This is a genomic window from Pseudomonas mendocina (genome assembly GCF_900636545.1).
Classification (GTDB): Bacteria; Pseudomonadota; Gammaproteobacteria; order Pseudomonadales; family Pseudomonadaceae; genus Aquipseudomonas; species Aquipseudomonas mendocina.
Map to the genome: position 1 here is coordinate 2642495 of NZ_LR134290.1, position 24352 is coordinate 2666846.

Annotated in this window: 23 protein-coding genes and 1 pseudogene; 13 read left to right on the plus strand and 11 right to left on the minus strand. The window is 63.3% G+C overall.

What is annotated here, in order from left to right:
• Nucleotides 1–277 precede the first annotated feature (277 nt).
• From EL191_RS12185 to coxB, 4 genes are read right to left on the minus strand one after another with little or no spacing between them, the layout of a single operon-like run.
• Entirely contained in the window at nucleotides 278–1096 is an 819-nt protein-coding gene (locus EL191_RS12185) for a cytochrome c oxidase assembly protein (protein WP_041979150.1), read from the minus strand.
• Nucleotides 1087–1440: a hypothetical protein gene (locus EL191_RS12190; RefSeq protein WP_041979146.1), complete on the minus strand. Its 354-nt coding sequence runs from the start codon at nucleotides 1438–1440 to the stop codon at nucleotides 1087–1089. The genes EL191_RS12185 and EL191_RS12190 overlap by 10 nt, the downstream gene beginning before the upstream one ends.
• A complete protein-coding gene (gene ctaD, locus EL191_RS12195; protein WP_041979144.1) occupies nucleotides 1440–3971 on the minus strand; it encodes a cytochrome c oxidase subunit I in 2532 nt (843 codons plus the stop codon). Before ctaD ends, EL191_RS12190 begins: the two co-directional genes overlap by 1 nt.
• Nucleotides 3968–4858, minus strand: coding sequence for a cytochrome c oxidase subunit II (gene coxB, locus EL191_RS12200; RefSeq protein WP_041979142.1), 891 nt, complete (start codon nucleotides 4856–4858; stop codon nucleotides 3968–3970). Before coxB ends, ctaD begins: the two co-directional genes overlap by 4 nt.
• Before the next feature lie 147 nt (nucleotides 4859–5005).
• On the opposite strand from coxB, the gene EL191_RS12205 reads away from it, so the two are divergent.
• Nucleotides 5006–5464, plus strand: coding sequence for a DUF2231 domain-containing protein (locus tag EL191_RS12205; RefSeq protein WP_013715587.1), 459 nt, complete (start codon nucleotides 5006–5008; stop codon nucleotides 5462–5464).
• A gap of 77 nt (nucleotides 5465–5541) precedes the next feature.
• Here EL191_RS12205 and EL191_RS12210 read toward each other — a convergent pair whose 3' ends face one another.
• On the minus strand, nucleotides 5542–5955 hold the full coding sequence (locus EL191_RS12210) for a CopD family protein (RefSeq protein ID WP_013715588.1): 414 nt from the start codon (nucleotides 5953–5955) through the stop codon (nucleotides 5542–5544).
• 434 nt (nucleotides 5956–6389) lie between these two features.
• On the opposite strand from EL191_RS12210, the gene EL191_RS12215 reads away from it, so the two are divergent.
• From EL191_RS12215 to EL191_RS12225, 3 genes are all read left to right on the plus strand, one after another.
• On the plus strand, nucleotides 6390–6941 hold the full coding sequence (locus tag EL191_RS12215) for an ATP-dependent Clp protease proteolytic subunit (protein WP_013715589.1): 552 nt from the start codon (nucleotides 6390–6392) through the stop codon (nucleotides 6939–6941).
• 129 nt (nucleotides 6942–7070) lie between these two features.
• Nucleotides 7071–7535, plus strand: a complete 465-nt coding sequence (locus EL191_RS12220; protein ID WP_013715590.1) for a ferritin-like domain-containing protein — start codon at nucleotides 7071–7073, stop codon at nucleotides 7533–7535.
• 87 nt (nucleotides 7536–7622) lie between these two features.
• Nucleotides 7623–8057 (plus strand): DUF2383 domain-containing protein, encoded by a 435-nt coding sequence (locus tag EL191_RS12225; RefSeq protein WP_013715591.1) that lies wholly within the window; start codon nucleotides 7623–7625, stop codon nucleotides 8055–8057.
• A 30-nt stretch (nucleotides 8058–8087) separates the two neighbouring features.
• On the opposite strand, the gene EL191_RS12230 is transcribed toward EL191_RS12225, so the two are convergent.
• Nucleotides 8088–9569, minus strand: coding sequence for an FAD-dependent oxidoreductase (locus tag EL191_RS12230; RefSeq protein ID WP_041979139.1), 1482 nt, complete (start codon nucleotides 9567–9569; stop codon nucleotides 8088–8090).
• 282 nt (nucleotides 9570–9851) lie between these two features.
• Here EL191_RS12230 and EL191_RS12235 point away from each other — a divergent pair, with 282 nt between their 5' ends.
• Nucleotides 9852–10361, plus strand: a complete 510-nt coding sequence (locus EL191_RS12235) for a ferritin-like domain-containing protein (RefSeq protein ID WP_017360929.1) — start codon at nucleotides 9852–9854, stop codon at nucleotides 10359–10361.
• A gap of 38 nt (nucleotides 10362–10399) precedes the next feature.
• Nucleotides 10400–10666 (plus strand): DUF2061 domain-containing protein, encoded by a 267-nt coding sequence (locus tag EL191_RS12240; protein ID WP_041979554.1) that lies wholly within the window; start codon nucleotides 10400–10402, stop codon nucleotides 10664–10666.
• A 44-nt stretch (nucleotides 10667–10710) separates the two neighbouring features.
• Here the strand turns inward: EL191_RS12240 and EL191_RS12245 are convergent, their stop codons facing one another.
• Together EL191_RS12245 and EL191_RS12250 are read right to left on the minus strand one after the other, a co-directional pair.
• On the minus strand, nucleotides 10711–11430 hold the full coding sequence (locus EL191_RS12245; RefSeq protein WP_013715595.1) for a ferritin-like domain-containing protein: 720 nt from the start codon (nucleotides 11428–11430) through the stop codon (nucleotides 10711–10713).
• A 10-nt stretch (nucleotides 11431–11440) separates the two neighbouring features.
• A complete protein-coding gene (locus EL191_RS12250) occupies nucleotides 11441–12613 on the minus strand; it encodes a hypothetical protein (RefSeq protein ID WP_013715596.1) in 1173 nt (390 codons plus the stop codon).
• Nucleotides 12614–12847: 234 nt separating this feature from the next.
• Between EL191_RS12250 and EL191_RS12255 the strand changes: the two are divergent.
• Nucleotides 12848–13812: pseudogene (locus EL191_RS12255) on the plus strand (GNAT family N-acetyltransferase).
• 230 nt (nucleotides 13813–14042) lie between these two features.
• Here the strand turns inward: EL191_RS12255 and EL191_RS12260 are convergent.
• A complete protein-coding gene (locus tag EL191_RS12260) occupies nucleotides 14043–15089 on the minus strand; it encodes a GlxA family transcriptional regulator (protein WP_232005537.1) in 1047 nt (348 codons plus the stop codon).
• Between the two features lie 399 nt (nucleotides 15090–15488).
• On the opposite strand from EL191_RS12260, the gene EL191_RS12265 reads away from it, so the two are divergent.
• The 5 genes from EL191_RS12265 to pdeM all read left to right on the plus strand — a co-directional run bounded on the left by EL191_RS12265 (nucleotide 15489) and on the right by pdeM (nucleotide 22753).
• Nucleotides 15489–16616, plus strand: coding sequence for a YkvI family membrane protein (locus EL191_RS12265; protein WP_026041897.1), 1128 nt, complete (start codon nucleotides 15489–15491; stop codon nucleotides 16614–16616).
• A gap of 177 nt (nucleotides 16617–16793) precedes the next feature.
• Nucleotides 16794–17801 (plus strand): ligase-associated DNA damage response exonuclease, encoded by a 1008-nt coding sequence (locus EL191_RS12270; RefSeq protein WP_041979134.1) that lies wholly within the window; start codon nucleotides 16794–16796, stop codon nucleotides 17799–17801.
• The gene (locus EL191_RS12275) at nucleotides 17798–19456 is read left to right on the plus strand and encodes an ATP-dependent DNA ligase (RefSeq protein WP_041979132.1); all 1659 of its coding nucleotides are present in this window, start codon (nucleotides 17798–17800) and stop codon (nucleotides 19454–19456) included. Before EL191_RS12270 ends, EL191_RS12275 begins: the two co-directional genes overlap by 4 nt.
• On the plus strand, nucleotides 19456–22068 hold the full coding sequence (locus EL191_RS12280; protein WP_041979129.1) for a ligase-associated DNA damage response DEXH box helicase: 2613 nt from the start codon (nucleotides 19456–19458) through the stop codon (nucleotides 22066–22068). The genes EL191_RS12275 and EL191_RS12280 overlap by 1 nt, the downstream gene beginning before the upstream one ends.
• A 10-nt stretch (nucleotides 22069–22078) precedes the next feature.
• Nucleotides 22079–22753, plus strand: a complete 675-nt coding sequence (pdeM, locus tag EL191_RS12285) for a ligase-associated DNA damage response endonuclease PdeM (RefSeq protein WP_041979126.1) — start codon at nucleotides 22079–22081, stop codon at nucleotides 22751–22753.
• Between the two features lie 3 nt (nucleotides 22754–22756).
• Here the strand turns inward: pdeM and EL191_RS12290 are convergent, their stop codons facing one another.
• Together EL191_RS12290 and EL191_RS12295 are read right to left on the minus strand one after the other, a co-directional pair.
• A complete protein-coding gene (locus EL191_RS12290) occupies nucleotides 22757–23176 on the minus strand; it encodes a DUF1810 domain-containing protein (RefSeq protein ID WP_017360937.1) in 420 nt (139 codons plus the stop codon).
• A complete protein-coding gene (locus tag EL191_RS12295) occupies nucleotides 23173–23493 on the minus strand; it encodes a hypothetical protein (RefSeq protein WP_017360938.1) in 321 nt (106 codons plus the stop codon). Before EL191_RS12295 ends, EL191_RS12290 begins: the two co-directional genes overlap by 4 nt.
• Before the next feature lie 236 nt (nucleotides 23494–23729).
• Here EL191_RS12295 and imuA point away from each other — a divergent pair, with 236 nt between their 5' ends.
• Nucleotides 23730–24347 carry a translesion DNA synthesis-associated protein ImuA gene (gene imuA / locus EL191_RS12300; protein ID WP_041979122.1) on the plus strand — a complete coding sequence of 206 codons (618 nt, stop codon included), beginning with the start codon at nucleotides 23730–23732 and terminating at the stop codon, nucleotides 24345–24347.
• Nucleotides 24348–24352 lie beyond the last annotated feature (5 nt).

Genomic DNA, 24352 nt, shown 5'->3' on the forward strand with positions numbered 1-24352 from the left:
TGGTAAAAAAAAAATTCAAAGTGACATCATTTACCGAAGTTATACAAAATTTCTGCACACACGAATCAGTTCAAAAAGAATCGGAGACTTGGAAATGCGACGATAACTTTATTGTTTGCATACAGCATCTTGCGCCAGAGCAATAAGTCAACTGGTTCGCAGTGACAGAAAAAATACCCTGAACCAAATGCGCGTCACGCTTTCACCGAAACGCCCAGAGGCTGTCGGCAGACTTGGATTGAAGTTGTACAAGAAGTTAGCGCGCACGAAGAACGCGCTATGGGGTAGTACCGGCCTTTTCACCCTGACGTCGCCAGATGCGTGTCAACCAGCGCCAACTGATCCAGCCGGCTGCGGCCAGATAGACCAAGCTGCCCGGCACCCACATGAGCAGCCCGGCCAGTTGCTGGTCCGCCAGATCGCGGGACTCGCCGTAGAACGGTGCATTGCCGAAGGTGAGCAGGGCGCCCAGCAAACCGGTGTGCATTAACGTCAGGAGGATGGCCATCAGCGCGTGCGGCACCTGCCGCGGGTTGGCGCGCAGGCAGGACCACCAGAACAACCAGGCGCTGAAGAGGAAACAAGCATGTTCGATGGCATGCCACCAGGTATTTTCCAGCGCCAGCATGTACAGGCTCGGCGTGTGCCAGACCCAGATCATCGCCCCGTGCAGCATCGCCAGCGCTACCGGATAACGACCGCTACGCAAAATCGCATTGGACACCGGGGCCATCCAGCCGCCGAGCACCGCACGCCACTGCGGCAGTGGCCGGGCCAGTGCCCAGAGCGGTGCGATGACGATCATGAACAGCATGTGCTGGACCATGTGCAGGCTGGTACTGGTTTCCGCCCAGTCATCGATGGGGCCGAACACGGCGAGCACGGTGATGATCATCGCCAGGTGCATCCATAGCGCTTCACGCCCATGCGGCTTGACCTTGCGACAGCCGAGCACGTAGAGCAGCCAGGCGGCGCCGAGCAGCAGTGCACTCAACAGCAACGGCACGCGCTCGTTCAGGTGCAGATGGCCATCGAGCAGGCCATGCGCAGCGGCTGTACCGGGCAGCAACAGCAGGGCGAGAGCAATCACAGGCATGGCGGCAGGCTCAGGGTCGGCAGGGCGACGAAGACGGTGGCGATGGCGCCGATCAGGTTCACACCCGCTGCAAGGCGGGCCACGAAGCGCTCGGATTGGGTGGCGCGGTCTCTTCTGGCAGCTCGCTGGAACAGCCGCGCCAGGCCAAGCAGGGCCACCACCGTAACCACGCTGAGCACACCTAGCGAGGCGTTCAGCCAGGTCCACTGGCCTTGTGCAGGAGGTGGCGGCAGCAGCGAACAGCCTACCGACAGGCCGCCGTAGATGACCACGAACCAGATGCTCCAGAGCACCAGCCCGAGCGGAATATGAACCGGGTTGTAGGGGCTGCGTAATGGCTGCATCACGCACCTCCGAAGGTGGGTGGAAACAGCACCACGCTGCAATAGGTGATCCACAGCACGGCGAGGTTGTACTGCCACAACTGTTCGACCACCAGCGGTTCGTAAGGTGTGCGCTTGCACACGTAGCCGTAATGCACGCGCAGCGCCTGCAAGGCGCTGAGGATGGACGCCAGCGCGCCGTGCACCAGGCTATAGGCAAGCATGACGGTGATCACCGCGTCATGTGCAGTGGAGCGTGGCGCCAGATCGCCAGAAAGCAGGGCCCAGAGCAGCAAAGCGGCATGTAGTACGCCGAGCAGCGCCACGCCGGCGAAGCAGGCGATCAGCGTGGCCGGCTCGCCCTGGCCCTGACGCAAACGCCGTAGCACTGGCCGCTGCCAGAATACGGCGACGCTGAGCAGCACGGCGCTGGCCAGGAGCAGGCGTTGATCGATGACCGGATCGTCCGGCACCAGCCAGTTCGGCGACACCGTCCACAGGTAGAACCAGCCAAATAGCAGCGACAGATACAGGGCGCCGTTGGCCAGCAGAGTCACGCCCATGCCCCAGAGCCCCGGCCCGTCACAGGTGCGCGAGTGCAGCGGCGGTTCACCCGGTTGCACCCGCGCATCCGGCGCCGCCAGCGGATGCGCACCGTTCTCCCAGCTCCAGCGCAGCAACACCGCCACGGCGACGATGCAGGCAGCCAATGCGACCCAGTAGAACTTGGTCAGCAGCCCCAGGCACATGATGGCGATGAATACCGAAGCCGCGAAGGGCAGCCAGCTGTTGCCAGGCAGGTGGATGATCTCGCGCACCTTGCCGGTCAGCGGCTCGACGCCCCAGGTTTCGCGCCGGCCATGGTCGATCACGGTCAGGGCGAATTCGCCCTTGTCGATGCGCTCGCCCAGATCGGGGCACTCCCACATCGGATGACGGGTACGTACCGGCGGCAGGCTGACGAAGTTGTAGGCGCTCGGTGGCAGGTGCGTGCTCCACTCCAGGGTGTCGGCATCCCAGGGGTTGTTCGGCGCCTTCTGACCGAAGCGAAAGTGCAGGACGATATCCAGCAGCACCGTGGCGATACCGATGGCCATGATGAAACTGCCCACCGAGGAAATCAGGTTGGGCAGGTCCCAGCCCAGGCCCGACTGGTAGGTGTAGATCCGCCGCGGCATGCCCATCAGGCCGGTCCAGTGCATGATCAGGAAGGTCAGGTTGAAACCGATGAACACCAGCCAGAAGCCCCATTTGCCGAGACGCAGCGACGGCATGCGCCCGGAAAAATGCGGCAGCCAGTAATAGATGCCGGCCAGCAGCGGGAAGAACATGCCGCCCACCAGCACGTAGTGCATGTGCGCGACCACGAAATGGGTATCGTGTACTTGCCAGTCGAACGGCACCAGGGCCAGCATCACGCCGGTCAGGCCGCCGCAGACGAAGATCACCAGAAAGCCCACCAGCCACAGCATCGGCACGTGGTAGCGCGGTTTGCCGACCCACAGCGTGGCGATCCAGGCGAATACCTGGACCCCGGTGGGGATCGCCACCAGCATGCTCGCGGCGGAAAAGAACGCCTGCGCCAACTGCGGGATGCCCACGGTGAACATGTGGTGCACCCACAGGCCGAAGCTGATGAAACCTGTGGTCAGGATCGACAGCACCACCCAGCGATAGCCCACCAGTGGCCGCTGGCAGAACACCGGCAGCAGGGTCGAGACGATGCCGGCCGCCGGCAGGAAGATGATGTACACCTCGGGATGGCCGAACAGCCAGAACAGGTGTTGCCAGAGAATCGGATCGCCGCCGCGCGCCACCTCGAAGAACGGCAGGCCGACTGCGCGCTCGAGTTCCAGCAGGATGCTGCCGAGGATCAGCGGCGGGAAGCCGACCACGATCATCATGGCCATCACCAGGATGTACCAGGCATAGATCGGCATCTTGTTCAGGGCCATGCCTTCGGCGCGGGTACGCAGGATCGATACCACCAGCTCGACGCCGGCAGACACCGCGGATATCTCCACGAAGGTGATGCCGATCAGCCAGAAATCCGAATTCGGCCCTGGCGTATGCACGGCACTGGACAGCGGCGTGTACATGAACCAGCCGGCCTTGGGCGCGATACCCAGCAGCAGGCTGGCGCACAGAATCAGCCCACCGAACAGGTAGCACCAGTAGCCCAGCGCCGACAGCCGCGGAAACACCAGGTCACGCGCGCCGAGCATCTTCGGAATCAGGTAGACCGCCAGGCCCTCCATCATCGGTACGGCGAAGAGGAACATCATCACCGTGCCGTGCATGGTGAACACCTGGTTGTAGACATCCGGCTCGAGAAACTCGTAGCCGGGGATCGCAAGCTGCGTGCGTACCAGCATCGCCAGCAGGCCGCCGAACAGGAAGAAGCCCAGCCCGGTGAGCATGAAGCGGATGCCGACGGTGGTGTGGTTGACGATGGTCAGCGACTTCCAGCCGCTCGGGTTACCCCAGACATCGTTGAACTGATCGTGCAGTTGCTCGGGGTCGGCAACGCGCTGGTTGTTTGGTTCGCTCACGGGTGCAGGGTCTCCAGCCAGTCGGCGATGGCACTGAGGTGGTCAGGGTCGAGATCGTCGTGCAACGGCATGGCGTTGCCGGGCTTGAGCCGCTGGTGCTCCTGCAGCCAGCGCAATAGCGCGCCCGGTTGGTTGTTCAGCACACCGGCGCCGAGCATCGAGCGCGCGCCGATATCGCTCAGATCCGGGGCACGATCGCCGTCGCTGACGCCTGCGACGCGGTGGCACTGGCCGCAACGCGCGGCGAAGGCTTCGCCGGCCGGGCCGGGCAGGGCGCTGGCCTGCCAGTCGCTGCGAGTCTGCAGCCAGTTGGCGAAGTCCTCTTCGTCGTGGGCCTGCACGTCGAGGATCATGTGCGTGTGCTGGGTGCCGCAGAACTCCGAGCACTGCCCGCGAAAGATGCCGGGGCGGTCGGCCTGCAGACGGATGCGGTTGTGGCGGCCGGGGATCATGTCGATCTTGCCGCCCAGGCGCGGTACCCAGAACGAATGGATGACATCGGCGCTGGTGACGTCGAGGTCCACCGGGCGGTCGACCGGCAGGTGTAACTGGTTGGCGGTGACCACGCCGCTGTCCGGGTAGCGCACCTCCCACCACCATTGATGGCCGATCACCTCGATGCGCAACGGCTGCTCGCCGCTCAGCGGCAAGGGCAGCATGCGGTGGCCGATGGGAATGCCGAACAGCAACAGCACCAGAATGCTCAGGGTCGGCAGCAACAGGCCACCACCGATCAGCCAGCGCAGGGTCAGCTGGCGTGCCCGTGCATCGTCCATCAGCGGGGTCTTGCGGCGCATGGCATGCACCCACAACGCCGTTACTACGATCAGCACCAGGGTGGCGAACGCGCACATCGCCCACCACAGGATCGCCACCTCGTGCGCCATCGGTCCGGCCGGGTCAAGCGCCGATTGTGGCCCCTCGCAGGCAACGAGAAACGGAACTGCCAGCGTCAGCGTGGTCAACTTGAAACAGGGCGTCAGCCAATGACGCGCCTGCCTAACCTCATCATCAACCTGTTCAGGGAGGCCGGGATGGCCGAAATAAAGGAAGTTATCGTCAGTCGCGCAGCCATCGCCGGACATCCGCTGCATCCGATGATGATCCACTTTCCCGTGGCCGCGCTGCTGGGCCTGGTGGCGACCGACATCGCCTATCTGCTGCTGGCCGATCCGTTCTGGGCGCGCGCCAGTCTCTGGCTGGCAGGCGTGGGCGCCTTCGGTGGCTGGGTGGCGAGCATGGCGGGGCTGGTCGATCTGCTTACGGTCGGCAGCATCCGGCGCAAGATCACTGCTTGGTGCCATGCCATCATCGCCGTGATGATGCTGTCGCTGGCATCGCTCAACTGGCTGCTGCGCTACGCCGGCCCGGAACAGGGCATGGAGCGCTGGGGGCTGTACCTGTCGCTGCTGACCGCTGCCCTGATCGGCCTGGCGGCTTACCTGGGCGGGCGCCTGGTGTACGAACACGGTGTCGGCGTGGATACGCGCTGAATCACTCGGCCCCTGCTTGCCGGCCACTGGATGGTAGGGAGAGCGGGGCAGGGCAGGCATTCTCGGGTACTCCGTGGTCAGAAAGGTTTGGCCAGCACCAGCCACAGCGTGGCGCCGATCAGCACCGTCAGCAGCAGGCCGATCAGCAGGCAGTCGCGGCGCAGCGCCGGATCGCTCACGCGCTCGATGCGCAGGATCAGCACGCCGCACAGGGCATGGCACAGCACCATGCCGGCGACGGTGGTGAGCTTGACGATCAGCCAGGCGTCGAAGATCGACTCGCGCAGGAACAGCGCCGTGCCCGAGCCGATGGCAAGCAGGGCAGCTGGCGTGGCAATCAGGTTGAAAATGGTGCGCGTGAGGTGGGCATGGTCGCGGTAGAACAGGTCGTCGCTGCTACGCGTGCCGGCGGCGATCATCGCGGGCAGGTACAGCAGTGCGCCGCACCAGCCGATCAGCGCCATGAAATGCAGCAGTTTGAGCAGTGGCATCGATGCTCTCCCGTGCGTCCGTTCGTTTCGAGCACGTGGCCCTTTGGTGGGGCAGGCCACGACTGTGTGACTGCCTGATGGTGTGTGAGTTCGGCCGCTTTCCTGAACGAGCCTCGATCGCCTCCCGGATGAGAAAGAAGGAGCCGCCGCAAGGAGAAGGAGGGAGACGGTGCGGCGGCCCGGGGGAAGCATGGATGCTCGTTCGATTGGCGCCATTGCGCCGGCCAGGCCGAGGTGCGAAGCCTGGCAAGCTCCCCCTGAAACAAACAGAGTTGTGCCAGCGTGCGAGCGTTCAAGCTTTTTCGCCGATGCATGCGACTCGTCACAATCGGCCGCCGGCAGAAAATTGAAACCCACTGGTGAGTTTTCACTCATTTCAAGAGAGGCCCCACAACCGCAGACCGTAACGGGCTTCATTGGCAAAGGAGGACACCATGAGAACTCATGTCGTGCATTTCACTGCGCCGATCAACTCCTACACCTGTGGCCAGTTGATCGACAAATGCAGCCAGGCCATCCACCAGGGTGCCGATGAGCTGGTGCTGAAGATCGCCACCATGGGTGGGGAGTGCAGCTACGGCTTCTCCCTCTACAACTTCCTCATCTCACTGCCGGTGCCGGTCAAGACGCACAACCTCGGCACCGTGGAGTCGATGGGCAACATCATCTTTCTCGCCGGGGAAACACGCACCGCGTGCCAGCACAGCAAGTTCCTGTTCCACCCCTTTCACTGGACGGTCAATGGCGCCGTGGACCATGCGCGCATGTCCGAATACGCCATGAGCCTGGACTACGACCTGCAGCTTTACGCCGATATCGTCGCCGAGCGTACGGCAGGCGCCGAGACGCCACTCAACGTGATGGAATGCCTGATGTCCGCGCCGCGCATTCTCGACGTCGAGCAAGCCCTGGCAGCAGGCGTGATTCACCGCGAGGACTGCCTCGGCATGCCGGCCGAGTCGGTGAACTGGTGCGTGCATACCTGAACCGGGCTCCCTCAACCGCTTGGAAAATTCCCTGAACGATCAGCGAAGCCTGCGCGTCGGAGTTTTTGTAGGCCCCGCCAAGGGACATACCACCAAGCAATGGCCGTTTAGCCGGCCCGGAGGCGAGTTATGGATCTCACAGACGATCGCAAAGACCTGGTACGCACCCTCAACAAGCTGATCGAAACCTGCAAGGACGGCGAAGCCGGCTTCAAGGTCTGCGCCGAAGACGTCAAGCGCCCGGACATGAAGCAGCTATTCTCGCAGCGCTCGCGGCAGTGCGCCGAAGCGGCTGAAGAGTTGCAGCGAACCGTACTGGAACTGGGCGGTGACCCCGAGGACAGCACCAGCGTGAGTGCCGACCTGCACCGCCGTTGGGTCGACCTGAAATCGTTGATCACCGGCAAGGATGAAGAGGCGATTCTCAACGAAGCCGAGCGTGGCGAGGACGTCGCCAAGGAACGCTACAGCGAAGCCCTGACCCAGAATCTGCCGCCGCAGATCCGCACCCTGGTGGAGCGTCAGTATCAGGGCGTGCTGCGCAACCACAACGAGGTCAGAGCGATGCGTGACGTGGCTCGCGCCAAGAGCTGATCTCGCTGACTACCGGGTGCCGCGTGCCAACGCGTGCATCCGGTTGATTCATTCCCATAGTCTGCAAGCGTAGGGGAGGCGCAGCGCATGCCGACCTTGGACAAGACCATCACCCAGCTCAACCACCTGCTGATGGCCAGCCATGACGCCAGCCTGAGTTATCGACGCCTCGCAGGTAGCACTGCAACGTCCGAACAGCAGCGACTGTTCAGCGAGCGCGAACAGCAGTGCGTGATGCTGATGGACTGCCTGCACAACCAGATCCTCACCTATGGCGGCCGACCGGCCGAGCATCCAAGCGTGCCCGGCGTATTTCGTCATGCCTGGCGCAGCCTGACCGCCGCGCTACTGCCCGAACGTGGCCGCGCCCGTCTGCGCGCAGCACTGCGCACGGAGAAACAGATTCGCCATGGTTTCGAGCAGCTCTTCGCGGAGCAGTTGTCACCGCAATTTCGTCAGCAGCTGCAAGAGCACAACAGCCGCAGCATCGAGTTCGAAAGACTCATCCGCGCGCGGCTGTAACCACGGCTCACGGCTGCAGCGAAGCCCGCTTCAGTCCGGCAGTTGGCGCTTGGCCAAAGGCTCGCAGGCAGGGCCGTGCCTGACCTGGCCGTCTGCCTCGAAGATCGAGCCGTGGCAGGGACAGTCCCAGGTACGATCTGCATTGTTCCAGGTCACCGGGCAGCCCATGTGCGTGCACTCCGCCGTCAGAGCGTGCAATGCACCGTCATCGTCGCGCCACACCGCCAGCTTTTCATCGCCACGCATGACGACTCCGCCCTGGCCGGGCTTCAGCGCCTGCACATCATCGATCAGCGTATGGCTGTCGCTGCTCTGATTGAGATCTTGCCCTGCATCACGCCTGGGATCGAACAACTTGCCCCAGGGCCAACGGCCGGTGTCGATCTGCTGCGCCAGGCCGATGCCGGAGGCGGTGCCATTGGTGATGCCCCAGGCGCTGAACCCGGTGGCAACGTACAGGCGGGGGGCCTTCTCCGGATCCGGTTCACCGACATAGGCCATGCGGTCAGGGGTGTCGTAATCCTCGTTGCACCAGCGCCAGACGGCCTCAGCGACCGGGAGGTGCTGACGTGCCCACCTCTCCAATTCGACGAAACGCTGCGCAACGTCAGCGTCCTGACCGGTATTGAAACGCGGGCCTAGCACCAGAATCAGTGGTCCGTCGTCATCCTGTGCCATACGAATGGAGTGCGTGGGCTCGTCAGCCGCGATGAACATCCCGTCCAGCTCCTCGCCTGCACGCGGTCGAAAGGCGATGGCGACGTGGCAGCGCGGCTGTGTCGGGCTGACATAGTCCACCGGAGTCTTCACCGGCATATGAGTGGCGATGACCAGCGTATCCGCGCTGAGCACGCCGCCTTCGAAGCCGATCTGCCAGCGCCCATGGTGCTCGAAGCGGGTCGCTCGGACACCCTCGAAAACACGCCCGCCCTTGGCCTGCAGCGCCTGCGCAAGGCCCAGCAGATAACGGGCCGGATTGAACTGAGCCTGCTGCGGAAACTCCAGCGCGCTGGACGTTGCAAACGGTAGCGGCGCACGTGCCAGAATCTGCGCCTCCAGCCCCAGCGAACGCGCGGCCTCGGCTTCGTCCGAGAGGGCGGCATCCTGCTTATCGCTGAGGGAGTAGACATAGGCCGAGCGACGCTGGAAATCACAATCGATCGCGTACTGCTCGACCCAGTCGGCAATGCGCTGCAGCGCCTGCTGATTGGCGTCCGCGTAGGACTGTGCGGTAGCGCGACCAGCCTTGGCGATCAGGTCGTGATAAATGAGCGCGTGCTGGGTGGTGACCTTGGCGGTGGACAGGCCTGTCACCTGGCGGCCGACCTTCCTCGCTTCGAGTACCACCACCGATTTGCCGGCCTCACACAACGCCAGCGCCGTGCTCAGTCCGGCAATGCCGGCACCGACTACCGCTACGTCACATTCGCAATGGCCGGAGAGGGTGGGGAAGTCGATTTCCGGAGTGGAAGCAGGCCAGCAGCAGCCGGGTTGGGCAGATAGCGCGGTCATGGACTTTTCCTCGTTTCTGCAGAGACAGGTTCCCGTGTAGAAAACCTGCCACGCCGCACGGTTCAACCTTTCGGCCCATTGGTAAGAGCCCACGCCACTCGTCAAGCGTCCCAGCAAATAACCTGAACTGGCGCGGTCGGGGCGGACTCATCAATAAGGAGGGCCAACGCAATCGCGACAGCCCTTTCCAGATGCTTCGTCCATGACCGTCTTTCTCCCTCCGCCAGTTTTCAGCAGGTGCGAGAGGAGGGCGGCCCGATCAGACCAACAGGAGATGACCCAATGTCCACCGCTACCGAGAACCTGCTGGATTGGCTACGCGACGCCCATGCCATGGAGCAGCAAGCAGAGAAGATGCTTACCGCCCAATCCGAGCGCCTGGAACATTATCCCGAACTCAAGGCACGTATCGTCCAGCACATCGACGAGACCCGTGGCCAGCGCGAATTGCTGGAGTCCTGTCTGCAGCGTCTGGGCAGCAGCCCATCGACATTCAAGGATCTGTCCGCCAAGGTCATGGCCTTCGGCCAAGCCGTTGCCGGCATGACCGTCAGCGACGAGGTGGTCAAAGGCGCCATGAGCGGCTACGTGTTCGAGAACATGGAAATCGCGGCCTACACCGTACTGATAGCCGCCGCCGAGGAGGCCGGCGACGCCCAAACCCAGACGGCCTGCGAGCAGATCCTGAAACAGGAGGTGGCAATGGCGGACTGGTTGCGTGAGCACTTGCCACAGATCACCGCGGCCTTCCTCCAACGTAGCGCCGCGCCAGACCTGGATGCCAAGCGTTGAGCGAGCCCAGCACCGGCAAAGCGGTGCTGGGGCCTTCCATGCTGAAGACCTTCACCTTTGCCATCCTGCACTTTTCCATCGCCTTCGGTATCGCCTTCGCGCTGACCGGTGACCTCCTCACCGGCGGCCTGATCGCGCTGCTGGAGCCGGCGTGCAACACGGTCGCGTATTACTTCCACGAGAAGTTCTGGAAGCGCATCGAGAAGGGCAAGGGAAACCCGGAAAGCGATGGCTCAGGGGAGGGCAACCACGGCCGCATCCTGAGCAGCTTGCGGCGAATGTTGCGTGGCGGTGAGAGTTCTTGACTCGTGTGGCCTGGAGGGGCTGTCAGCCCCTCCAGGCTGCTGCGTCATACCTGCCTTACGATCTCATCCCTGAGCCAACCGCGTATGGTTTCGAGATGCACCTGCTCCTGGCTCAATGCCTTGTAGAAACTCTCGGCAATCTCGGTTTGACCACAGGTGTCGGCCAGCTCGATCAGCAGTTCCCAGCCGGCGTTATCGGTGAGTTCGGCCGTGAGCAGGGCATTGAGTGACTGCGCCAGATTGGTCCGCGGATCGCTGATGGTCTGCAGGACGCCCATCCCGGTCACGCCTACGACGTCGGCACACGGCGTCATCGCCGATGGGTCCGCCCCGAGCTTTTCCATGGCGGCCACCACCAGCTCGAAATGCTCAGCTTCTTCAGCGCGAAAGCGCTGCAGGGTCTGTAGCTGATTCTTGTCGACCACCTCGACCACCGACGCCTTGGCCAATAGCGCCTCATACAGGCGCACCCCGGCGCGCTCGAAGGCCAGCCGCTCACCAAGCTTGTCGATGAGCATCTCCGGGCTAACGCCAGTGAGCTTGTTCAGCGCCGTCTTCATCATGCCCTTGACCGAGCCAGGCAGTGGAACCGAACCAACGCTGTCGGCCCGCACTACTTCCTCGCTGCGCACCGCCGCTAGCTTGCGTTCGTTGCCAGGCACATCTGGCGGCACTTCCTGGCTGGCCTTGAGCATGGCTTCACTGTCGATTGGCGACATCTGCACGCCGGTGTAGTTGAGTCCCATCTTGGTAGCGTTCTGCATGACTTGATCCTCAGGATGCTTTCTTAAGGCTGAGCTCGGTACCGGGTGCCCACTGGTATCCGGCGGAAACCGCTTCGGCAGGTACGCCCTCGGAGTTCAGGTGGTTGCGGTAGTCACGGCTGGCATGGCCCTCGTGCTTCTTGTCGACGTAATCATGGCCCTTGGCGCGCAGGTCCATTTCCTCGGCCAGGGTCTTGCGTACGAAGTCGCGCTGGCTTTTGAACTCGATCAGCTTGGGTACCGAGCCTCCCAGAATTTCCGCCGGGTCGCGCCGCTCGTACTGCTTGAACAGCTCGCAAACCAGATGCAGGTGGCCTTGCTCGTAGTCGAGAAAACGCTCCCAGATCGCCTTGATCCGCGGGTTCTCTTCCTGCTCCATGCAACTGTTGTAGGCATAAACCTCCATCGCTTCGTGGATCAGCCACTTCTCCAGAAAACTTTCGTCTGGGTCTTGCAGCGAACCGTACTGGGTCACGTGCTGCTCTTCGACCGAGGCGATTTCCGCGTACAGCTGACGGGCGAGGGGATCGGCGAAGGTCGGGCCGATGGTCATGTAGTAGTCATGCGTCTGGTATTCGGCGGCGGTAATCATCGCTGCGTGGATCTTGGTGATCAGCGCCGCGCTGTCGCGCTGATAGGAGTCGCGCAGATCGTCCTCGGGCGCGCGGTGATGCACGGTGGTCGGCCGACTGGGGATGATGTCCGTATAGCCCTGGAGAATATTGTTCGCGTCCTTGCCCTCAAGGCGATCGAGCATCGCCGAATAACGGTAAAGGTGATCGAAATCTTCGAGCAGGCCGAAGCGGTAGGTCTGCGCCTGGTAGGGATCAGGTTCGGTCTGCGCCACGGCGGCAGTCACCTCGATCGCCACCTGTTCGTAGGCCACTGTGGTTTCCAACGGTGAGTGATCAGCCGAGAGCAGCCAGTTGACCATCGTGGCCTGGTGCTGCTCGGTGCGTCGCACCTCGGCCAGAGCCTGACGCAGATGCCCATTGAAGCGCGCGCCGATATTTTTCAAACGCAGGGCATCGGTTTCGATTCCATTCATCAGGATGATGCGCACGCGCGTGAAGGCATCGTCGTCGAGCTTGCTGATCGGTTTGCCGGCCATTTCACGCCAAGTGAATTTTTGTTTGTCCAAGGGGCAACCCTTGGTATCGAACAGGCTAGTCAGGGTTTCCATCTGTGTTCCTCCAGATTGGTCCAAAAGGCGGGAGAGCCTTCAGTCTGGAGTGGAGGTGCAGAGACGATGTTGCAGTTGGGCGATGAGCGGCAGGGGTGGCTGAATGCCTTGATTCGGTTGATTGTTGGCAGGGGCGCAGCCGCAGCCAGAGGAGCGATTACCAGGAAAAGCGCGCAGGCGGTTCGGCATTCTTCGCGTTATGGCTTAAAGTAACCGGTTGCCGAAAGAACCGTCATGGCCATAGCCATGAAGGGCTTTCATTCTTTGCGAATAAGTGTGTGGTGAAGATGAACAAGCCTTTCATTTCGCTGTGCCCTGAAATTACTCGGGCACACGCGCTGACGTTGATGGATTGGTTGGAAGATGAGCGCGTCACTTGCTATCTGAGCGATTCGCGCCATGTTTCGCGTTCCATCGAGGAAGTCATCGATCGGACGCAGTTGCCGATCCTGACCCATCTGTTCAACCGGGGCGGCCGTTTCTTCATGGCCTATGACCGGCATGACGAACCAGTGGGCTTTGTCCGTCTGATCAAGACCGGCCGGGAGTGCGAGATCGTCCTGGTCATCGGCGACAGCGACAAATGGGGCCGAAACCTCGGCGCCCGCACGATCCGCGAAGGCATGAAACTGGCCTTTCTCGACATGCGTGCCGAGAAGCTCATCGCCAAGATCCACCCGGACAACCTGCGCTCCCTGAAAGCCTTCGTGCGCAGCGGCTTTATGCTCGAGAACGAAACGCCGACATTGAAATCGTTTTCCATGACGGTGGGGCGCTATCGCCAGTTGCTGCGTGAAGGTGCCGTTGCCGACGCCACGGGGATTCAGATCACTGAAATCGACAAGGCCAGGCTCGAGAACCTGATCGCACTCGAGGAAGGTCCTGCCGTTGTCGAACTCGAACACGAGCTCGAGCGAGCCATTGTCGTCAAGCCAGAGCAGGTGGCACGCAATGTCGTAACGATGAATTCCAGGGCCTTGCTGCAGCTCGACGATGAAGAGATCGAAGTGGCCCTGGTTTACCCTGAGGACGCGGACGGAAGTGCCGGCAAGCATTCCGTATGTTCAGACATCGGTGCGGCGATCCTTGGCTACCAGGAAGGAGACGCCATCGACTGGCGGATTTCCGATCGGACTCGTCGGATCGAAATCAGGAAAGTGCTTTACCAGCCGGAAGCCGCGGGCGACTTCCACCTGTAATTGCATCTTTGGCCCAGCGCTGGTCAATCAGGCACGAAGATTCCTCGAGAGGAAGAGGTAGCTTCGGTGCCCGGCGACACCCATGACCGCCGTCATCAGGGGCGGTCATGGGCGTCAGCCTTGAAACCCGATCTAGAATCCTTGAAACGCTGAGTTCAATCGAGGTGGGGCATCTTTCCTAATACGTAATTTAACATAATATACATTATGCGAACTTAAACATATTGCAGCTACGTGCGAACCCCAGGTTTCTCACCCTTCGAGGAACGCACATTGCCGTAGCGCATTTCCTTTGACGGCGGATAACCATAGAACTCCGTGTAGCACTTGCTGAAATGACTCGATGAGACGAATCCGCAAGCCAGGGACACATCGAGGATCGGCAGATCGGAATGCTGCAGCAGACGTCGCCCTTCGGTCAGGCGCAGCTCCAGGTAATAACGCACTGGCGTGGTCGTCATCTGATCCTGGAACAACCGCTCGATCTGCCGCCTGGAACGCCCGACATACTCGGCAATCTGGCTCAGGCTCAGTGGCTCTTCGATGTTGGCGGACATCAGCTGCACCACATTGCGCAGCGGCTCGCTCATCTTGTCGTGCAGCGACGGACGCGCGCGGCGGTAACGCGATTCCTCGAAGGCCAGGATGTCGGTAACGCCATCTGCCAGTTCCCGGCCATGTCGATTGCGAATCCACTCCATCACCATATGGAAGGCACCACTCGGGCTGGCGGCGGTCAATCGATTGCCATCGACCATATAACTTTCGCTGGTTACCTGGCTGTTTTTGGCAACTTCTGCCAGCACGGCACGATTCTCCGGATGGATCGCGCATTTGTGGCCATCAAGCAGCCCGGCTTGCCCCAGGAACCAGGCGCCATTCCATAGCCCAGCCAGCGCGACGGACTGCTTGTTCGCACCATGCAGCAAGGCGCTCAGTGCCGGCGAGGCTTTCAATGGCGTACGCAAGCCACCGCAGATCACCAGCAGATCCATGTCTGCCATGTTCGACAGCTGTATCTGCGCACCGGGACAGATCACCAGCCCCAGATCACTGGTAACCGATTCGCCTGTCAGGCTGTAAGAGTCGGTAACGAAGCAGCCGGGGCTGATCAGGTTGGCCGTGACCATGGTATCGAGCGCCTGGGTATAGGCCGGCAAGGAGAAATGCTCAAGCAGCAAAAAACCGACCCGGGCCTGTTTGACCGGCTGTTTCTTGTCATCTACGAAACGCAGATTCTTCCCCTGCATGGCTTCGCTGAAGCTACGTTTTGGCAACACTTTCAAGACCTTATCCGAACCCGTTGTTATTTGACTTGTTATCAGAAGCGGCATGTTCAACCCACTGTCCACTGGAGCCATCGTGTAAGCGCGCCCTCCTCTGCCTGTTCATTGGCAGCCATCGAGAGCAGTGGATGTACCTGGATTCTTCCCGATTAGCGCGCGCTCGGCAAACCGGAACTCTTGCAGCATCGCAGCCCCACGAACGTGTCGCATCCAGACGAATTCATGCCGCTTGCAGTTGCTCCGAAAACGACGTCCCGAGCTTACTGTTCCTGCATCTACAGCCACAAGGAACCCGCAATACCTGCAGACCGGAGCGCGCCGTGCCTCCAGCACGTCACAGACATCCGCCGCTGCCGCCTCAACAAGACCAATAATACAAGGTGCAAATTTATGTCTCGGAACGACAACCCCGTGCGCTTGATGCGCGTAATGCTGACTGGTGGAGCTCTGATCGCACTGTTGGTGGGCTCTGGCTTCACCACAGGTCAGGAAATCATGCAGTACTTCGTCGCATACGGTTATGGCGGCATCGCCAGCGTCGCGCTCATGCTGTTGCTGTTCGTCTACGTCAATCTCAGTTTCGTCAGCGCCGGCTATGAACAACAGTTCAGCGAGCCTAAAAGTATTTATCAGTACTACTGCGGCAAACTGATCGGCAATTTCTTCGACTATTTCTCGGTCGTTTTCCTGTTCATGTCCTTCTGGGTGATGATCGCCGGCGCAGGTGCCGCGTTGCATCAGCAGTTCGGCTGGGCGAACTGGGTCGGTGGTGCGGTGATGGGCAGCCTTTCCCTGCTGGCACTGCTCTTCGGCTTCAAACGCCTGGTGGAGATCATCGGCCTGATTGGCCCACTGCTGAGCGTTCTGGCGATCATCATCGGCGTCGTCAGCTATGCCATCGCGCCTGCTGGGTTGGAGAACTACCTGGCCAAACTGGAACCGCTGGTGAGCGATCGCACCATTCTGCAGGCCAGCAGCAACTGGTTCATCGCCTGCGCGTCCTATGTCGGCTTTTGCATGATGTGGCTGGCCGCATTCATGACCAATCTCGGCAAATCGGCCTCCAGCAGAAAGGAAGCCTGCTGGGGAGCGACGCTGGGCGCGGTAATGTTCAGCCTGGCAGTGCTGGCCATGATGCTGGGCCTGGCCGCACATCTCGATGACGTGGCCGGTACGCAGATCCCTACGTTGGCGCTGATAGCCAAGATTCATCCGGCCCTGGCGCTCGGCTTCGCACTGATCGTGTTCGTCGCCATTTTCACCACCGCAGCGCCACTGCTGTGGGCGCCGGTAAAACGCTTCGCCCCGGACGAGAACAGCCGACGCCACCGCGTTCTGCTGGTATCGCTTGCAGTGATCGGCACCGTCGTTGGTCTGACCATCCCCTTCGACCGCCTGATCAATGTCGTCTACGTGATCAATGGCTATGTGGGCTTCGCCCTGCTCTTCCTGATGCTGGCCAAGGACGTCCGTACGCGACTGTTCAAGTCGGCAGTAGCCGTTCCCTTGCGCTCCTGATGCGGATAACGACTCACCTCCGCTGAGCCAGAAGGCCGTACTGGTTATCCGATACGGCCTTTCCATCCACCGCAGCAGCGCACCGAAACTCTCGATGGCGACGCTGGCCTGGCCTGAAATCCGAACCTAATCTTCTCCCCGGCGTTCTAAGTTCCACCAATGCGCCAAGGGGATTTCATGGATCTGGTCGTCGCCCGTCCCGAAGGTCTTTACTGCCCGCCCGGTGATTTCTACATCGATCCATGGCGGCCGGTGGAACGCGCGGTCATTACCCATGCCCATGGCGATCACGCCCGCCGCGGCAACGGTCGCTACCTGGCGGCGGCGCCCGGCGCAGGCATTCTGCGCTCGCGTCTGGGCGATGACATCAGCCTGCAGACCCTGGCCTACGGCGAACGCCTCGATCATCACGGCGTAACCCTGAGCTTTCATCCCGCCGGGCACGTGCTGGGTTCGGCCCAGGTGCGTTTGGAATACCAGGGCGAAGTCTGGGTCGCCTCGGGGGACTACAAGGTCGAGCCGGACGGCACCTGCGCACCCTTCGAGCCGGTGCGTTGCCATACCTTCATCACGGAGTCCACCTTCGGCCTGCCGATCTACCGCTGGCCGTCCCAGGCCGAGATCTTCGCCGGTATCGACGCCTGGTGGCGCGCCAATGCCGCCGCCGGCAAGGCCAGCGTGCTGTTCGCCTATTCCTTCGGCAAGGCCCAGCGCATTCTCCACGGCATCGACGCCAGCATCGGTCCGATCCTCGTGCATGGCGCCGTGGAGCCGTTGAACGAGGTGTACCGCGCCGGCGGTGTGCATCTGCCGCCCACCCAATACGCTGGTGATATCGCCAGGAATGACCCGCTGCTGCGTCAGGCGTTGATCATCGCCCCGCCCTCGGCCGGCGGCAGCACCTGGATGCGTCGTTTTGGCGAGTACAGCGATGCCTTCGCCAGCGGCTGGATGCTGCTGCGCGGCACCCGTAGGCGGCGTGGTGTGGATCGCGGCTTCGCCCTCTCCGACCATGCCGACTGGCCCGGCCTGCTCTGGGCCATCGAGCAGACCGGCGCCGAACGGGTGATGGTCACCCACGGCCAGGTCAACGTGCTGGTGCGTCATTTGCGCGAGCAAGGCCTCGACGCCCGCGCCTTTCAGACCGAATACGGTGATGAAGACGACGTGGAACCGAGCCCATGAAAGCCTTCGCCGAACTCTACGCGCGGCTGGATGCCACTACCTCGAGCAACGCCAAGCTGCAGGCGATGCAGGAATATTTCGCCGAAGCGCCGCCAGCGGATGCGGCCTGGGCGGTGTACTTTCTAGCTGGCGGCCGGCCCCGTCAGATCGTGCCGACAAGGGTGCTGCGCGAGCTGGCCACGCAGCTTTCCGGCCTGTCCGACTGGTTGTTCGAGGAAAGCTACCAGACCGTTGGCGATCTCGCGGAAACCATCGCCCTACTCCTGCCCGACTCTCAACATGTGTCCGACCAAGGCCTGGCCTGGTGGCTGGAAGAACAACTGCTGCCCCTGCGCGGCCTGACGCCAGCGGAGCTGGCCGAGCGTCTGCCACCTTTATGGGCGCAGCTGGATCGAGAAAGCCTGATGGTCAGCCTCAAGCTGCTCACCGGCGCCTTTCGCGTCGGCGTCTCCAAGCTGCTGGTGACCCGTGCCCTGGCCGGCCTGGCGCAGATCGACGCCAAGCGTGTGGCGCAGCGCTTGGTCGGCTACACCGACCTGTCGCATCGGCCGACGGCGCAGCGCTACCTGGCGCTGATCGCCGCCGAGTCGGAAGACGAACACGCCCAGCGCGGCGGCCAGCCCTACCCCTTCTTTCTCGCCCACCCGCTGCAACTGCCGCTTGAGCAGTTCGAGACGCAACTGGGGCCGGCCAGCGACTGGCTGGTGGAATGGAAGTGGGACGGCATCCGCGCGCAACTGGTCAAACGCGACGGGCGGCTGTGGTTGTGGTCCCGCGGCGAGGAACTGATCACTGAACGCTTCCCGGAGCTGCACGAACTGGCCGAGGCGCTGCCGGACGGCAGCGTGCTCGACGGTGAACTGGTGGCCTGGAAGGAGCCCGCCACAGACAGCGAGACGGTGTTCGGCATCCAGCCCTTCGCCCTGCTTCAACAACGCATCGGCCGCAAGACCCTGAGCAAGAAGCTGCTGCAGGACGTGCCCGCCGCGCTGCTGGCCTACGACCTGCTGGAATGGCGTGGCGAAGACTGGCGGTCACGCCCCCAGGACGAGCGCCGCGCCCGCCTGGAGCTGCTGGTGGCGGAAGTCGGCGATGGGCGCCTGCAGCTGTCACCGCAACTGACCGGCAGCGACTGGCAGGACTTTGCCCGTCAGCGCGAAGCCTCCCGTGAGCTGGGCGTGGAAGGCATGATGCTCAAGCGCCGCGACTCCCTGTACGGGGTCGGCCGCACCCGCGATCTGGGCCTGTGGTGGAAGTGGAAGATCGACCCGTTCAGTGTCGATGCGGTACTGATTTACGCCCAGCGCGGCCACGGTCGCCGTGCCAGCCTGTACAGCGACTACACCTTCGCCGTGTGGGACGACTCCACGCCTGGCGAGCGCGTGCTGGTACCCTTCGCCAAGGCCTACTCGGGCCTCACCGATGAAGAGATGCGCAAGGTCGATGCGATCATCCGCAAGACCACCGTAGAGAAATTCGGCCCGGTGCGCAGCGTCACCCCGACCTTGGTGTTCGAGCTGGGTTTCGAGGGCATCGCCCTGTCCAAGCGGCACAAGAGCGGCGTCGCCGTGCGTTTCCCGCGTATGCTGCGCTGGCGCACCGACAAGCAGGTGGAGGACGCCGATACCCTGGCCACGCTGCAGGGCCTGCTCTGATGGATCAGCCCGTTCGCCGGCGGAGTCTGTCCGCTGCCTGGTTCGCCCAGCGCGGCTGGAAGCCTTTCGCCTTTCAGAAGGAGGTGTGGCAGGCAGTCAAGGCAGGCGAGTCGGGCCTGCTGCACGCCTCCACCGGTTCCGGCAAGACCTACGCGGTGTGGTTCGCCACCCTGGACCGTTTCGCCACGCCCTCTCCTGCCGTTACCGCCAGCCCTCGCCCGCGCAAGAAACCGGTCATGGCGCCGCTGACGGTGCTGTGGATCACCCCGATGCGCGCCCTCGCCGCCGACACCGCCCGCGCCCTGCAGGCGCCCTTGGATGATCTGCAGATTGCCTGGAGCATCGGCCTGCGCACCGGCGACACCGACAGCAGCGAACGCGCGCGGCAAAGCCGCCGGCTGCCGAGCACGCTGATCACCACGCCGGAAAGTCTGACCCTGCTGCTGACCCGTGCCGACGCCCGTGAGACCTTCGCTCACCTGCGCATGGTGGTGGTGGACGAGTGGCACGAGCTGCTCGGCAACAAGCGCGGGGTGCAGCTGCAATTGGCCCTGGCACGGCTGCGTCTGTGGAAGCCGGAGCTGCTGGTGTGGGCGCTGTCCGCCACGCTCGGCAATCTCGACCATGCCCGCGAGGTGCTGATGCAGGCCGGGCGCCTGGTGCAGGGCAAGCTGGCCAACGACCTACGCATCGACAGCCTGCTGCCGGCCGGTCTGGAGCGCTTTCCCTGGGCAGGGCACCTGGGCCTGCGCATGCTGCCGCAGGTGGTCGAGGAGCTCGACGCCAGCAGCACTGCACTGGTGTTCACCAACACCCGCTCGCAGGCGGAAACCTGGTACCAGGCGCTGCTGGAGGCACGTCCGGACTGGGCCGGCCTGCTTGCCCTACACCACGGCTCGCTGTCGCGGGAGGTGCGCGACTGGGTCGAACTGGCGCTCAAGGAGGGCCGGCTGAAAGCCGTGGTCTGCACGTCCAGCCTGGACCTCGGGGTGGATTTCCTGCCGGTGGAACGGGTGCTGCAGATCGGCTCGCCCAAGGGCGTAGCCCGCCTGATGCAGCGCGCCGGGCGCTCCGGCCATGCTCCGGGGCGGCCATCACGCGCAACCCTGGTGCCGACCCATAGCCTGGAAGTGCTGGAAGCCGCCGCCGCGAAAACCGCGGTGGACGAACGCAAGGTCGAGGGGCGGCAGTCGCCGGACAAACCACTCGACGTACTGGTCCAGCACCTGGTGAGCATGGCCCTGGGCGGCGGTTTCCAGGCCGATGCCATGCTGGCCGAGGTGCGCAGCGCCTGGGCCTACCGCAGCCTTAGCGACGATGAATGGCAGTGGGCGCTGGCCTTCATCCGCCACGGTGGCAACTCGTTGACCGCCTATCCCGACTACCGCCGCGCCGAGCCGGACGGCAGCGGCCTGTGGCAGGTGCCCGATGCGCGCCTGGCGCGGCGTCATCGCATGAGCATCGGCACCATCGTCAGCGACGCCAGCCTGGCGGTTAAGTACTGGAGCAAGGGCGGCGGTGGTGGCTCGCTGGGCAGCGTCGAGGAAGGTTTCATCGCCCGCTTGCGCCCCGGCGATACCTTCCTTTTCGCCGGCCGCACGCTGGAGCTGGTGCGGGTGGAGAACATGACTGTCTACGTGCGCCGAGCCACCAGCCGCAAGGCGGCGATCCCGCGCTGGAATGGCGGGCGCATGCCGCTGTCCAGCGAACTGGCGGATGCCGTGCTGGCCAAGCTCGATGCCGCTGCGCGCCATGAATACACCGGCCCGGAGATGCAGTTGCTGCGCCCCTTGCTCGACGTGCAGCAGGCCTGGTCCGCCTTGCCCGGCGCCGCCACGCTGCTGGCGGAGGTGCTGAAATCCCGCGAAGGCTGGCATCTGTTCCTCTATCCCTTCGCCGGGCGTTCGGTGCATCTGGGGCTGGCCAGCCTGCTGGCCTGGCGCCTGGCCCGCGAGCAACCACTGAGCCTGTCCATCGCGGTCAATGATTACGGCCTGGAGCTGCTCTGCCCCAGCGAGGTGGATTTCGCCGCGCGGCTCACGCCCGAGCTGTTCAGCACGGACGATCTGTTGGCCGACGTAATGGCCAGCCTCAACGCCGGTGAACTGGCGCGCCGGCGCTTTCGCGAGATCGCCCGCATCGCCGGCCTGGTATTCAGCGGCTACCCCGGCGCGCCGAAGAGCACCCGCCAGCTACAGGCCTCCAGCGCCTTGTTCTTCGACGTGTTCAGCCAATACGACCCGGGCAACCTGCTGCTCGGCCAGGCGCAGGAAGAAGTGCTGCGCCAGGAGCTGGACGTGCAGCGCCTGCAGCACACCCTGCAGCGCCTGCAGTCGCGCCGGCTGGATATCCGCACGGTCAGGCGCGCCACGCCGTTCGCCTTCCCGCTGCTGGTGGAACGCTTTCGCGAAAGCCTGAGTTCGGAGAAACTCGCTGACCGCATCCGGCGTATGGTGGCCGATCTGGAGCAGGCCGCCGGGCCGGGCGGCTATCAGGACCCGGCATTCGCCATCGACGACGAGCGCCCGGCGCCGCGCAAAGGCCGCTCTCCGCGTCAAGGCAAGGACGGCCTGCCAAGACCACCAGCGCAGCGCCCGAAAAAACGCCGCTGATAGAGACCAAATGACCGAAACCCCTACCAATTATCACAGCGTGCAACTAGCCGGTACCGAACTCTGGCTGCTGGCGGACAAGGCCATCTGGTGGCCGCAGCAGCAGGCACTGCTGATCGCCGATATCCATATCGGCAAGGCTGCGGCCTATCGTGCCCTGGGTCAGCCGGTGCCACAGGGCACCACCGCGGCCAATCTGCAGCGGCTGGACGCCCTCTTGCAGCGTTTCGCTTGCCGGCAACTGATCTTTCTCGGCGATTTTCTCCACGCCCCCGGCTCACGCACGCCGGCCACACTGGCGGCGCTGGCCGAATGGCGCGAGCGGCATGCCGGGCTGGGCATGACACTGGTGCGCGGCAACCACGACAAGCGCGCGGGCGACCCACCTGAAGACCTGCGTATCGAGGTGGTCGAAGAACCTTTGCTGCTCGGCCCATTCGCCCTGCAGCACGAACCGCGCGCGCATGCTACCCACCACGTGTTGGCGGGCCACCTGCATCCGGCCTACCCATTGCGCGGCCGGGGCCGGCAACGCCTGCGCCTGCCGTGTTTCGTGCTGGGTGATGAGGTCAGCCTGCTGCCGGCCTTCGGCAGCTTCACCGGCAGCATGACCTTTCGCGTCGAACCCGGGCAGCGCATCGTGGTGGTCGGCGACGGCGGTATCTGGCCCGTACACGAGTCCTGAGGCTTACAGGCGCTGCAAGGTCGCTGGATCGGCCTCGCCGTCGTAGAACGCCTGCAGCACCTCGGCGAACAGTGGCTGGGCCGGCGCGGCGGCCTGGAACAGGGTCATGCTCGAACGCAGCTTGAGGTCGTCCGGCGAACCCATGATCTGCCGCACCGGCCGCCCGCGATGCGACAGCAAGGCACGCACGCAATCTTCCAGACGTGCGCCCAGCAACGGATGCGCCAGGTAGGCACGCGCCTCGTCGATGCCGGAGATACCGTAGCGCTCGGCCATTTCGCTACGACCGAGGCCGCGCAACTGCGGAAACACGTACCAGATCCAGTGGCTGCGCTTGGCCCCGGCACACAGCTCATCAAGGGCCCGCGCATAGTCGCGCTGCTGCGCCTCGACGAACCGCGTCAGGTCGAACGGATCGTTCATCGTCCTGTCCGTTCGTGCCCCATCGGCGTGGTATCGGGCAGCACGTCCTGCGTGGCGAAGTCCGGGCTGTGCACCTCGGAATCCAGCGGCATATGCGCGTAGCGGGCCTTTTCGGCACCTGGCGCGAGTGGGTCGAACTGCCCCGCGCGCTTGGGCTCGTGATGCCTCTGAAGGCCGCAAGCCAGTAGCCACCCGCCCAATGCCGCGCCCGCCAGGCCCAGCACTCCGCCGCGCCGCAAGCTCAAGCCCAGCAAGGTCAAACCGCCGCCGATCGTTGCGCAGCGCTCCCAGTCATGAAGATTGCTGTGTTCTTTCATGTCGAGTATTTCCCAAAGGATGACCCGATAACTGACAGGGCCGCTGTTCAGGCGTTCGCCACTTCAGACTGGCGGCTATCGAGTGGCAAGCCATCCGCGTCGGCCGCGTGCTTCAGCGGCTCAGAACAGGCAGCAGGCGCTTCGTCCGATGGCAGCGCCCTCTGCCTTCGATTCGCTTGACCTGAGCAACGGCCACATCAATACTGTATCTATATACAGTATTTGGTCTTTTACCCATGTCATCCGTGATCGCGCTCGACCGGCTGATCGACGCTCGCCGTGTATGGCGAGGTCAGGCCGTTTCGTCGCCATCGAGTGCCCATTTCTCCACCGGACACCGCTTTCTCGATGCCGCACTGCCTGGCGGCGGCTGGCCTGCGGCTGCGCTCAGCGAAATTCTCACGGCGGTGCCGGGCATCGGCGAGCTGAGCCTGCTGTGGCCCACTCTTGCCGCCCTGACGGTTGCAGGCGAGCGGGTGGTACTGGTCGCACCGCCGCACCTGCCCTATCCCCTGGCCTGGATTCACGCCGGTGTCGATCTGCGCCAACTGAGCATCATCCAGGCCGAGGGTCGCGACGCCTTGTGGGCGGCTGAACAGTGCCTGCGCTCGGGCAGTTGTGGCGCGGTGCTGAGCTGGTTGCGCCAGGCCGATGATCGTTCCCTGAGGCGCCTGCAGGTGGCCGCTGGCAGCGGGCAAACCCTGGCGTTCGCCTACCGGCCGCAGGCAGAGGCCGCCAACCCGTCACCGGCGGCGCTGCGTCTGGTGCTGGAAAGCCAGCCGGCACAAGTGCGGGTGATCAAGTGTCGCGGTGGTTTGCCGCCAGCGCGGCCGCTCGCCTTTGCCTGGCATTGAGCCTG